General features: G+C 46.0%; 7 protein-coding genes and 2 pseudogenes. 3 read left to right on the forward strand and 6 right to left on the reverse strand.

The window, feature by feature from the left end; all coding sequences use genetic code 11:
• Nucleotides 1–2 precede the first annotated feature (2 nt).
• Nucleotides 3–1,559, forward strand: coding sequence for a DUF4435 domain-containing protein (locus DXA15_RS17620; protein ID WP_128134879.1), 1,557 nt, complete (start codon nt 3–5; stop codon nt 1,557–1,559).
• Between the two features lie 144 nt (nt 1,560–1,703).
• On the forward strand, nt 1,704–3,416 hold the full coding sequence (locus DXA15_RS17625; RefSeq protein ID WP_233567396.1) for a glycosyltransferase family 39 protein: 1,713 nt from the start codon (nt 1,704–1,706) through the stop codon (nt 3,414–3,416).
• Nucleotides 3,417–3,423: 7 nt separating this feature from the next.
• Here the strand turns inward: DXA15_RS17625 and DXA15_RS17630 are convergent.
• Nucleotides 3,424–4,799, reverse strand: a pseudogene (locus DXA15_RS17630) (DUF1080 domain-containing protein).
• Between the two features lie 195 nt (nt 4,800–4,994).
• Here DXA15_RS17630 and DXA15_RS17635 point away from each other — a divergent pair.
• Nucleotides 4,995–5,630, forward strand: coding sequence for an HAD family phosphatase (locus DXA15_RS17635; protein ID WP_128134881.1), 636 nt, complete (start codon nt 4,995–4,997; stop codon nt 5,628–5,630).
• A 69-nt stretch (nt 5,631–5,699) separates the two neighbouring features.
• On the opposite strand, the gene DXA15_RS17640 is transcribed toward DXA15_RS17635, so the two are convergent.
• The 5 genes and pseudogenes from DXA15_RS17640 to nhaD form a co-directional block, all read right to left on the reverse strand.
• On the reverse strand, nt 5,700–6,506 hold the full coding sequence (locus DXA15_RS17640) for a DUF6261 family protein (RefSeq protein WP_128134882.1): 807 nt from the start codon (nt 6,504–6,506) through the stop codon (nt 5,700–5,702).
• Nucleotides 6,507–6,788: 282 nt separating this feature from the next.
• The gene (locus DXA15_RS17645) at nt 6,789–8,114 is read right to left on the reverse strand and encodes a hypothetical protein (RefSeq protein WP_128134883.1); all 1,326 of its coding nucleotides are present in this window, start codon (nt 8,112–8,114) and stop codon (nt 6,789–6,791) included.
• A 122-nt stretch (nt 8,115–8,236) separates the two neighbouring features.
• Nucleotides 8,237–8,736, reverse strand: a pseudogene (locus tag DXA15_RS17650) (outer membrane beta-barrel protein).
• Between the two features lie 39 nt (nt 8,737–8,775).
• Complete coding sequence (locus tag DXA15_RS17655; RefSeq protein ID WP_128134884.1) at nt 8,776–10,416, reverse strand: dipeptidase; 1,641 nt, start codon at nt 10,414–10,416, stop codon at nt 8,776–8,778.
• 10 nt (nt 10,417–10,426) lie between these two features.
• Complete coding sequence (gene nhaD, locus DXA15_RS17660; RefSeq protein ID WP_128134885.1) at nt 10,427–11,836, reverse strand: sodium:proton antiporter NhaD; 1,410 nt, start codon at nt 11,834–11,836, stop codon at nt 10,427–10,429.
• Nucleotides 11,837–12,125: the final 289 nt, after the last annotated feature.

The raw sequence follows: 12,125 nt of genomic DNA on the forward strand, positions 1-12,125 counted from the left end.
GTATGGAACTCACTCTCCCTTCCAAGTTGAATGCCTCCGAAACGATCGTGCTCGACACTAATGTGCTGGTCGTTATCGGGGCAAATGGTGCCGGCAAAAGTTCGTTCGGCAGAGATCTGCTGGAGCGTTACTCCGACAACAGTAAAAAGATATCCGGCATGCACTCCCTGTTTATCAGCAGTGAAGAACCTGTGCCTGTCGAAGGCAATGAACTGGCACGCCTGCAATCGATGATCGCAGAACGTATCTTCATGCCCCGCCTTTCAGAATACGAAAAACTGATCCTCCACCTGCAAAGCGAAGAATTTGAGGCGGCAGTAAACTATAAGGAAGCCTGCAAGCTGACCCCGGACCTGGAACCGCCCGTTACCAAAATAGACCGTATACAGGCCATCTGGGAGAAAATGTTCCCACATAACCGCCTGGTCAGGAAGTCCGGCTTTATTGAACTAGCTTCCACCAGCCGCGACGGCGATTCTTATACGGCCGGCAGAATGAGTGACGGAGAGAAGATCGTCTTCTACCTGATAGGCGCCGTACTCTGTGCCCGTCCCAACGAACTGCTGGTGATCGAAGAACCGGAAATACTGCTTCACAACTCGATCAAGAACCTGCTTTGGGATGAGATCGAAGCTATGCGTCCCGACTGCACATTCGTTTATCTGACGCACGATATCGACTTTGCCACTTCTCGCCCGGAAGGCAAGCGGATATGGATCAGGGACTACAATGCCGACGCCCATGTTTGGGACTACCAACTGATAGAAAACAGCGACAGCCTTCCCGAAGAAGTATATATAGATATCCTCGGGAGCCGCAAGCCGATCCTGTTCATCGAAGGGACCGACTCCAACAGTATCGACAACCGCCTCTACCCGCTGATCTTCCCCGATTATATGGTCAAGCCGATGGGTGGCTGCCAAAAGGTGATTGAAACGACAAAGGCTTTCCGGCAGTTGCAGGACTTCCATACGCTGGAATCCATGGGGATCGTAGACCGCGACCGCCGTACGCAGGGAGAGATCGACTATCTGCATGACCAGCATATCTTCGTTCCCGACGTAGCCGAAGTGGAAAACCTGCTGATGCTTGAACCGGTGATACGCACCGTGGCACGCCGTATGATGAAAGATCCCGATGTCGTATTTACCCAGGTAAAGGAAAATGTAATTAAACTCTTTGAGAAGGACCTCGAAAGCCAGGTTATCCTGCATGCCAAACACCGCGTCCGCAAGAAACTGGAAACAACGGTCGACCGCAAGATAACGACCGTCGAACAACTGACCGAGCATGTGGAAAGCATCCGCTACAACGTCCATGTCGATGAAATATACAATGGGATAAAAGATAAATTCAACCAGTACATCGAAACGGGAGATTACAAGAATATCCTTCGTGTGTATAATCAAAAGGGGATGCTGCCGCAAAGCCGTGTATGTAACTTCTGCGGTATCAGTAACAAGGAAAGTTATTTAAACTTCGTTCTTTCCATTCTGAAAGAAAACAAAGAGGATGCGGAAGTCATACGTTCTTCCATCAAAGAATCTTTAGGGACATAAAAAGTTATCAAAAATGAGGAAAAAGTCCGCAAAAAATCGTTCTTTTGCAAACTGATATAACGACATTAACTGGTTTAGTCCTCTTACAAAAAGAATATGCGTACACCGACATTACAATATCTCTACCTGCAAAAGCCGGTAACAATGATTATTATAATCTGTATAATCTCCGTGCTTCCCTGGATCGGCTTGGGTGATTTCTCCACTAAAGGAGAGCCGCGTGAAGCATCTGTTGCCATATCCATGCTTGAATCAGGCAATTGGATATTACCCCAGGTTTATGCCAACGAATTTGCCTATAAGCCGCCGATGGCACACTGGCTGATGGCTGCTTTCTCTTATCCGCAGGGATACGTATCGGAGTTTACCTCTCGCCTGCCGTCTACAATCGCTTTTATCTGCCTGATGGGATGCACGCTCATGTTTTTCGGGCGAAGGATAAAATTCCAGCAGGCGTTTATAGCTACTCTCCTACTACTCACGTGCATTGAAATGCACAGAGCGGCGATGACTACCCGTGTCGATATGCTACTGACGACATTCATTGTCATCGGCCTCTATCAGTTGTTCCGATGGGAAGACCGGCTGGAGTTAAAAGGTCTGCCGGTTATTATCCCGGTATTGTTGGGGTGTGCGGTTCTGACTAAAGGGCCTGTAGGAGTTATTTTGCCTCTATTCGTGTTCGGTGCTTATCTGCTGATGCTTCGTAAATACAGCCTGCTGACAATCTTCAAGGCACTACTTTATATCGGCGTTTCGTCTCTGTTCCTGCCTCTGCTGTGGTATATCGCAGCCTGGAAACAGGGAGGGGATAAATTTCTCGATGTCGTACTTGCCGAAAACTTCGGACGTTTCTTCCATCTCAATACGCCCGATATCAATTATGACCTGGGACACGAGAATGGCGTATGGTATAACTTTATGACGCTGGCTGCCGGATTTATTCCCTGGACCATCTTCTTTTTCTTCTCCCTCTTCGGTTTGAACTGGCAGAGAAAAAAAGGATCGTTCAAACAAGTGCTGAAAGACAGCTGGAATAATATTCTTTCCATGGAAAAGGAAAAACTGTTCAGCCTGGTAGCATTGGTTTGCATCATCTTCTTTTATAGTATCCCTTCCAGCAAGAGAAGCGTATACCTGATGCCGGCTTATCCGTTCATCGCAATATTCCTGGCACAATACGCCATCTATATCACGGAATACAGGACAAAGGTAACCCGTATCTTCGCAGCCTTCCTGGCATCGGTCACTACCGTAGTACTGATTGCCATCGGATTGACGATGATCGGTGTTATCGACCCCGTGGCTATTGCTTCCCAGTACACAAGCCGTACCTCTACCCTGGCACAGGTCGAAGCTGTCAGCAACATATTTTCTTTCAGTTACGGACTGACGGTTTGCATTGTTATCGTCGTTTTGGTGGCGCTGCTGACGGTGCTTTACCAGATGTTCAAAAAGATAAACATCAAGATCCTGTATGCGACAATCGCCCTGAGTTTTACGATCAATTTACTGATCGACGGGGTTATCATGCGGGGTATCCGCCAGGATGGTTCTGCCCGTCCTTTTGCGGAAAAGGTAATGAAAGAATATCCGCTGAATGAGAACAATATGTTCGTTATGAATAATCTCAAGAAATACAGGAACCTGTACGGGCTTAATTTCTATCTCGGCAACCGCTTCCACAATTTCGAACAGGAGATGCCGGAAGAAGGATTTTTCTTTGCAACTTCCAGCGACCTGGAGGTTGTCCTTAAAAATTACGAAGGCCAATATACTTTTAATATATTGACCTCCTCTGAACGTATCATCACGAAGTGCGCCGCCCGGTTGTCCTGTGTAGCTTCCTCCGTGTAAAATAAGATTATTTTAATTCTTTGATTTTGATACTGCGGAAAGCAACTTCGTCGCCATGATCCTGTAACAGGATATGTCCCTGGGGAGCTTCACCGAAACGTCCTGCCTCGTTATAAGACGGGGCAGCATATTTACTACCTTTCACCAATTCGCGGAAAGCATCCGAACCACGATCGTATTCCAATGTTTTAAAGCCGTTCAGCCAATGTTCCACATGGTTATTGGGGAATACTTTCAGGACAGCCTGGTTCCAGTTGCCCACACCGTTGAAACGTTTGTTACCGGCCGGCATCATGTCGTAAAGGCTTGCCAGGGTGCGGCTGCCGGGAGTCGTTGTGTAGAGTTTGGCATCCGGATGCAGTTTGTCATCTAATATCTGGTATTCGAGGCCATAGGCGGAGCCGCTAGGTTTTTCTGCTTCCGTCACGAAATATTTGATTCCGCTGTTTGCTCCCGGAGTGATTTTAAATTCCAGGCTTAACTCGAATGCTGCATATTCTTTATCGGTCACGATATCACCTCCGTTGGTAGACTCGCCACCACCGGATTTCAAGACGATCAACTGTCCGTCTTCCACTTTCCAGCCATGATCCGGGAAGGCCTCTTTATGGGCGCCACGCCAGCCTGTAGTTGTCTGTCCGTCGAACAGGAGGTTCCATCCGTCCGCTTTTTCAGCATCCGTCAGGTAGTTGGGGACGCGGTTCACTTCAGGAGCTAATGTGCCCTGCATGCGTTCGGCTTCCAGGTTCTCCGTCTTTATACGGATATTACGCCATTTGATTTCTTTTCCTTCCAGATCGGTATTCTTTCCGATGCCATGCACCTGGAATGCGATAAAGCCTTTGGCTGTTTCGTCGTCATAGAGATTGGCGGTGTTCACGCCGTTCAGCCAGATGCGGATATTGTTGCCGATCGCTTCGATACGGAATTTATTCCAATCTGTCTTTTTGTAGGCGGCTTGTCCCGGTTTGTTATCGACGAGCGTCACCAGCCAACACGGCGTGCCTCGTCGTAAACACCTCCGCTCCATGCTCTGTCGGAAGGATCCATTTCACATTGGTAGCCATGCACACGCCCGTTCTGGTAATCCGGACGGCTTTCGCTGCGGAACTGCACACCGGAGTTCAATGCCGGGTCGCAGAGAGCTTCAAATTCCAGGATAAAATCGCCATACTCCTGTTCGGTAGCCATAAAGCTGTTCGGCTGGCCCGTCACCGAAGTTCCGACCAGACAGCCGTCTTCCACCCGGTAGGGCGCTTCGCCGTTCAATTGCTTGAAACCGGTAAGATCTTTACCATTGAATAACTTTTCCCAGCCGTCATTCGACTGACAGGAACAAAGCAGCGCGAGAGACAGGGCTGCTAACTTCAAAGATGCTTTCATTCTGTTTTTCTTTTAGGTATTATAAATAAGAAAATTGTTTTACTGGTCTGTCAACTAACACATGTGTACGGGCACAAAGATAAAATATTATTCATAAATGCACAGCAAAAGTGTTGCTATTTTACAACAGGTAGAAGCTTTTTCAAAGAATAGCCTTATCTTTGCGTGCAAAATGTAATCAATAAAGGTATTTTTATGAAATTAAAAACGGCTCTCTTTGACTTTGACGGCGTGCTGGTCGACACAGAACCCATTTACGATATTTTCTGGAATGAAGCAGGCGAACGCTACGGAACAGGTATCGACAACTTCGCTGCTGTCATCAAAGGCACTACACTCCCCTATATCATCGAAAAGTATTTTTCCGACCGCACGGAAGAATTTCGTCAGATGATCATCAAAGAATCGACCGAATACGAAAGCACCATGCCCCTGCCCGCCATGCCCGGCTCCCTAGAATTTCTGCACCTGCTGAAAAAGAACGGTGTACAGATGGGATTGGTCACCAGCTCGGACAATACAAAGGTTGAACGGGCATTCAAACTGCATCATCTGGAAAACATGTTCGATACAATCGTGACCGCAGACCGCATCACGAAGGGGAAACCTGACCCGATGTGTTACTTGCTGGCCGCAGACGACCTGCATGTCTCCCCTGCCGACTGCCTCGTTTTTGAAGATTCATTTGCCGGCATACAAGCGGGAACGGCTGCCGGCATGCGGGTTATCGGCCTGAGCACCACCAACCCGGAAGAATCATTGAAGGATAAAGTATATGAAGTGATTCCGAACTTCGAAAAGGTTACTTTCGAGGATTATCTGAAGTGGTAATGAAATAAAATAAAAAAAGAGGTTGCGGCAGCCTATGTAAAAACGGGCTTAACCGCAACCTTACCCAGTTTATTCAATCTCCGGTCGGTCGCTTTCCTTCTTTCTCTTCTGTCCCATACGCTGGTTGTAGGCTGTCTGCGCATCGGATATCAGAGCGTTGACATTGCGGATAAAAGCAGTAGCTTCGTCCGAAGGATTCGCCAGGCTCCAGGCAAAAGCCAGCGAGGTTATATCGTCATAAATATCATCACCTTGGGCACGCACGATCTTACTGTTGTCTACACTACTAGCCAGACGTTCGGCAGCACGTTGGGCCACCAGTGATTCATATAGATTATTCAAACGTTCCAGTTCATTCAAATAAGGGGTCAGGCTCAAAGCCTGTACGGCAGATGCATTTTCAGGTTTTCTCAGATCGACCAAGAGTCCTTTGATCGTTTCTGTTTCCTGATTGAGCGGGAGGCGTGCGATTCCGGTATATGGTTTCACTACGTTCCGCAGAAACTTACCGGCTTCCTGTTCTGCCTGGAGTGGCAGGGTAGCGGAATTGTTTATCCGGTTCAAAGCATAGACGGCAACGTTGTCGCGTTGCTTGTCAGTGTCGTTCAACGTTTCAGTTTCCTGGCTGATACGGCTCTGGTTGTTCAGATCGGTGAGTTGGTCGATCACTGCATCGAGGGCAGTAAGTTGAGCGGCCGAAACGCCCAATGCAGGGACACCGTTCGATTCATTGACGCTGAGACTTTCGATTTCGGGTCGGTCGCCACCCTGCTCCGGGAACGGAAGGAGGGCACGAAAACGGCGGAGAAAACTGAGGTACTCGGCGTTGTTGAAATTATTTGCAGAAAAATCGGTGAATTTTAAGTATGTTCCCATGATTTCTATTTTTTGTTAACGAGGGCAAGGTAAGCATTATATTTCAAAAGATAACTGTTTTGTCAAAACAATTTCCAAGAAGATGTAAAATCGTTTCCCAAGTCGGGAAAGTATCTTGCAGGGGTGTAAAGTCGTTTCCCAAACCGGGAAAGCATTTTGCAAGAGTGTAAAGCCGTTTCCCAAATCGGGAAAGTACTTTGCAAGGGTGTAAAGCCGTTTCCCAAACCGGGAAAGCTACTTTGCAAGGGTGTAAAGCCGTTTCCCAAACCGGGAAAGCATTTCTCAAGGCATCAAACTATCCATAAAATCATTATTATGTTCTTCTTCGATCTTTCCCTTTAATTTTACTTTATAACTGTCTTCACTCAAGTTGAAAAAGTAATAGGCGAGTATCGTAAAAGCTCCCCCAATAAATAAAAAAGAGGTATATAATAAAATCTCGAGATAATCTCCAAGATTATCATAATAAATGATATTCCATAAATAAGGTAACAGGAATAGTACCAAAACAGCCAATGATGTGATCACAATTATTTTTGTCATGAACATCTTTTTATATTTCTTGTCTTTATCCAACGCTATATCCATTTCAATGCCTATATCTAAACTTCTGAATCGTATATAATCTTTTACTTTCATTTTCATCAGTCCAAAGATATCTTGCTTAATCGTCAAAATCAGTTGTTCCAATCGATCGGATGGTTCCGGTTGCTTCGGTGCTTCCGGTTGCTTCGGTTGTTCCGGTTGCTCCCTGCTATCCAATTGCTTTTTCAATTCATTCAACTTTCGCTGAGCATCTATTTTCTGTTCCCATAAATTCCGTCGTTCTCCTATCAGAGCTATATTCTGATCTAACTCTTTTATCAGTTTATTTCTCAGCTGCGACACTTCTTCACGAGCTTCGTGCTTCTGTAGCTCCAGCTGTTCCTTAAGTTCAACCACTTGTCCGGAGTATTTTTTCGTCATTTCCTTTTGTTCTGCGAGTAGATGTGAGACTTCAGATTTCTGTTTTTCTCTTAGTCGCTTCTGTTTTCTGGTGACTTCTTCTTCCAATCTTTGCTCATTTTTTGCCCAAAGTTCTGCCAGACGGGTAACTAGTATCCCAGACAAATCTCCGCTGGTTCTCATTGTTTCCAGCTCCTCAAGAATCATCTTTTGTCCAATTTTCAAATTTTTCAATGCCTCCATTTTTTGTCCTTTTGCCGCCTGTTCATGTTCCCATTGGCTGGCATAGGCATTAAAATCTTCCAGAACCATGCAATCGAATCGATCCTTATAAGCGGCATTTATCAAAAACAAATAACCGTTATCCTCACGCAATTGCAGGACTAATACTACTCTATTCCAGAAAAAAAGACGCAGGTCGCATATGAAGTCCGATTTTACCAGATGCACCGATTGGTTATAGGAGTTATATCGCCAGGTTCCTTTCCTCTTTTTACCCTTGTTCGAGATTGTCAAAAATCCGTCTTCCCAAAACGTCAAAATCTCATCTACGCCATTTTCACCGAGTACGAACCATTTGTGTTCGCATAATAGTCCTCTTACATGCTGTCCTTTGACAACATTGCGGTGACTCTCCGATATTTCTTGCTGGAATATTTTCATTCAGATCAAATTTAAGTGACAAACTCCGTTTGAAAAACAACACTCGCAAATATAAACAAAAAAAGGGGATAAACATTTCTGCTCATCCCCTTTTCTGTTTTTTTATTGTAAAAATTGATCTATCAGAAATTATATCCGATGCGAAGCGCCAAAAGCGGCTGAGATAATCTCAAGTCTCCCCAGGATTTGAGTATATTATATTTGAATTCCAAACCGACACTCAACTGATCGGTTGCATATACTTCACCTCCTAAACCGATATTGGCTCCTAAACGAGTCTTATTCAGACTTGCACTATTACCCAAACTTACTTTCCAGAATGAAAGGTCAAGACCTGCCAAAGGATAGAAACCGAACATATCACTCAATTTGAATACATAGTGGGCATTCACGTCGATAGCCCAGGCACTCAAACCATCATCTTTCACAAAATAAGACAAAGATGGCGCCAAACGAACCTCATCCGTCAGATTATAACGATAATCCAACCCCAACAACGCATTTCCATTCTCGTTAAACCCATAACCAAGATAAAACCGAAAGACGATTGTCCTTGCTGAGTCTGTGCAAATGCACTCATGCTGATAATTGCCAGCATGCACATAACAATTAATTTCTTCATACTCTCATTAATTTAGTTCAACATTATGCGCAAATATAATTATTTTACTTTAAGTCTGTCACCTGCACTTTTCACAATACTGCGATAATAATCCTCATCGTAGCCAGGGAAATCAGGATATTCGGACAGCCCGTAGCCATTTTGCTTGAACTGGCCATTTTCTTCTTTCTTAACGTTTCCGTCCATGTATTTTACTAAAAGATACTCGCCGAGCTTCTTCCAGCGGGCAGTTGCCTGATCGGCAGTCGTCGTGCTGAACCAGGTCAGGAACCGGACTGCTTCCGCCGGATTCTTGGCATACAAATCGGAGGCTGCCTTGTCGATAGCCGGAATTACCTCTTTATAACTGTTTTCCAATTCCTGCTGAACCGGACGAATGTCTTTGATCATAAAGCTGTATTTGCCGTAAGCCTGGTTTGCCACCCAGTTGTGAATCCAGAATGCGGAAGTCCACGAGAAATTCATAATGTCCCCGTTTCCTACCCGGTAGCACTCGGGCGATTCCGTGATAGAGCAATACAGCGGAGTGAACACAGCCATATCGGCATCATCCACACCGAACCAAAGGATTCCACCGATCGCATCCGGCAACCAGTTACGCATCTGCGGAACGATTACAAAACCGGTCTGCTGCGTAGCGATGGCACGTTCGTTGGTATATTCTTGTCCATCTACCTTAAACGTCATCGGACGCCAGCGATACGGCACTTTATAAGAACCGGCTCCGGCATCTTTCGTCATATCCAGATCGGTTCCTTCAAAATGGTCGCGCATACCGTTCTGAACGTCCTGAACAGACAACAGACGGTCCGGCTTCACATACAACGGCATCGGCTCCTTGGAAGGATCACCCTTGATAAAGTCGGTGTACTTATCCATTGTTTTATCGTATTTACGGAAGAAAGACCATACACGTGCTTCACAACCTCTCAATGCGCTGAAGTCGTAAGGACAATAGGCCTTCTGGAAACTGAAGTCTTTATCTTTTCCGCTGAAATACCCTTTTTCGCGGGCCAAAGAAACAACATCGGGCGAATACATACAGTTTTCCTTGTCATCAAAAGGAATCTGCTGGATGCGCGACTGGTTGGCATGTGCAGAAATGCAATCATCCGGAATACGGATGGCCACCCAAACAGCCCCTTTGTTACCCGGACCTTTACCGATCAGCTCCATCACCCATGCTTCGTTCTTGTCGGCGATAGAGAAAGTCTCGCCGCTGCTGTAATAACCGTAGTCCTTCACCAGGTCGGTCATTACTTTGATTGCTTCGCGAGCTGACTTTGAACGCTGGAGGGCGATGTAGATCAGGCTGCCGTAGTCAATAATACCTGTTGTATCCACCAGCTCCGGACGTCCACCCCACGTACTTTCCGTGATAGCCACCTGATGTTCATTCATGTTGCCGACAACCGAATACGTCTGTTCCACCTGCGGAATCTGTCCCAGCGGCTTATTTGTATCCCATTCCCTGACTTCCAGCATGGCGCCTTTCGGCCAGGTCGCTGCCGGCCAACGGTATAACTCGCCATACAGGGTATGCGAATCTGCTGCATAACTGATCATCACCGATCCGTCGACCGATGCCTTCTTCCCTACCAGCAAACCCGTACAAGCCATTGCCTCCATTCCGGAAAGCAAAACGGCACAGGCTGCTGCGATAATCCATTTTCTTTTCATATAAATAAGTTTAAGCGAATAATAGCATATATACTGCCGCACCGCAAATATAGCCAATCAATGCCAATATTGAAAATCGCTTTGTATAGTACATGAAATCTATTTTCTCCAATCCCATCACCGTGACACCTGTTGCCGAACCGATAATCAGGATGCTACCGCCTGTTACGGCACAGTAAGCAAGGAATGTCCAGAATCCTCCGTCGGAAACAAAAAACTGTGCATAGGGTGCCAAATCCGGTGCTTGCTGCACGATCGGATACATACCCATCGTTGCTGCCACCAACGCCACGTTATCCACGCAGGAAGATAAAGCTCCGATCACAAAGCTGATTAAATAAGGTTCATGCACATGTTTGTCGAGATAGGCGGACATGATCCCCAACTGTCCCGATGTCTCCAGGGCGCCTACCGCCATCAAGATTCCCAGGAAGAAAAAGATCGTTGCCAGGTCGATGTTCGGCAACAACTGGGTAATACGCAGCTTTTCCGATTCATGCACATGCAAACGGCTGTACATGACATCGGTATATATCCATAAAATAACCAGTCCCAGCAATACCCCCAGGAACGGAGGCAAATTGGTCAGCATCTGAAAGACCGGAACCAAAGCCAATGAAAGTACGCCGATCACAAAGATCACCCGGCGTGAATGATTCGGTATTTCCGGAATAAACTCATCGGCAGCCTCTTCCTCACTCATGACACGCAACTGGGCATCTTTCTTGAACAACCAGAAATGGGCAATGGAGAGCGGAACCAGCATATTAACCAATGCAGGAATAAATACATGCGAAATCTGATGCATAGCCGTCACATTCTTTCCTACCCAGAGCAGGATTGTCGTCACATCACCGATGGGCGACCATGAACCGCCGGCATTGGCTGCGATAATCACCATACAAGCATATTTCAACCGGTCGGTCCTGTCGGGAACCAACTTACGAAGTACCGCCATAATCACGATCGCTGCCGCCAGGTTATCCAGCAAAGCGGAGAAGAAGAAAGTGGCAAAACTGATATACCACAACAGTTTCCGCTTGTTGGAGGTGCGGATATATCCCGTCACGGCCCTGAAACCACCGTGTTTATCTACAATATCGACAATCAGCATGGAACACATCACAAAGAACAAGGTCTCTGCCACATTTCCCAGATGGTAAACAATAGAACGGTTGGTTATAAAATTAATAAACTGGTCTTTTGCAGGCAGATTTGTCATTTCGGGGTTCTGCATCAGAAACTCTTCGAACAGCGGGTTCGAACGTTCAACGAAAATATTATAAGCGTCGAACATCAATATCATCCATAAGGAAATGGCCATAAAAAGAGCTGTTGCCGCTTTGTTGATCTTTATCTTATCTTCAAGCGCAATAGCCAGGATGCCCACGACAAAAATAATTGGCATTAATATAAACATAGGTGTATTTTATTTAGTCTACCCTTCCGTAAAAGGGATTAATTAATGATATACGTACAGTTCAAATATTATCAAATATGAGTGTTTGTTTATAGCAACTGGTTGTAACTGGCTCCCCTCTCGAGAGGGGGAAGGGGGTGTGTCATATCCCCGCCATACAACCACCATAATCAGAGTCACTTGACTATTACAGGTTCATTTGCCGTTTGCTTCAGCTGACGGTTTACAAGTTGTTTCTCTCTTTTGGCTTCAGCCACATTTCTCCTAGATAGAAAACTGTAAGAAATGG

Source organism: Parabacteroides sp. AM58-2XD (genome assembly GCF_003463685.1).
Taxonomy (GTDB): domain Bacteria; phylum Bacteroidota; class Bacteroidia; order Bacteroidales; family Tannerellaceae; genus Parabacteroides; species Parabacteroides segnis.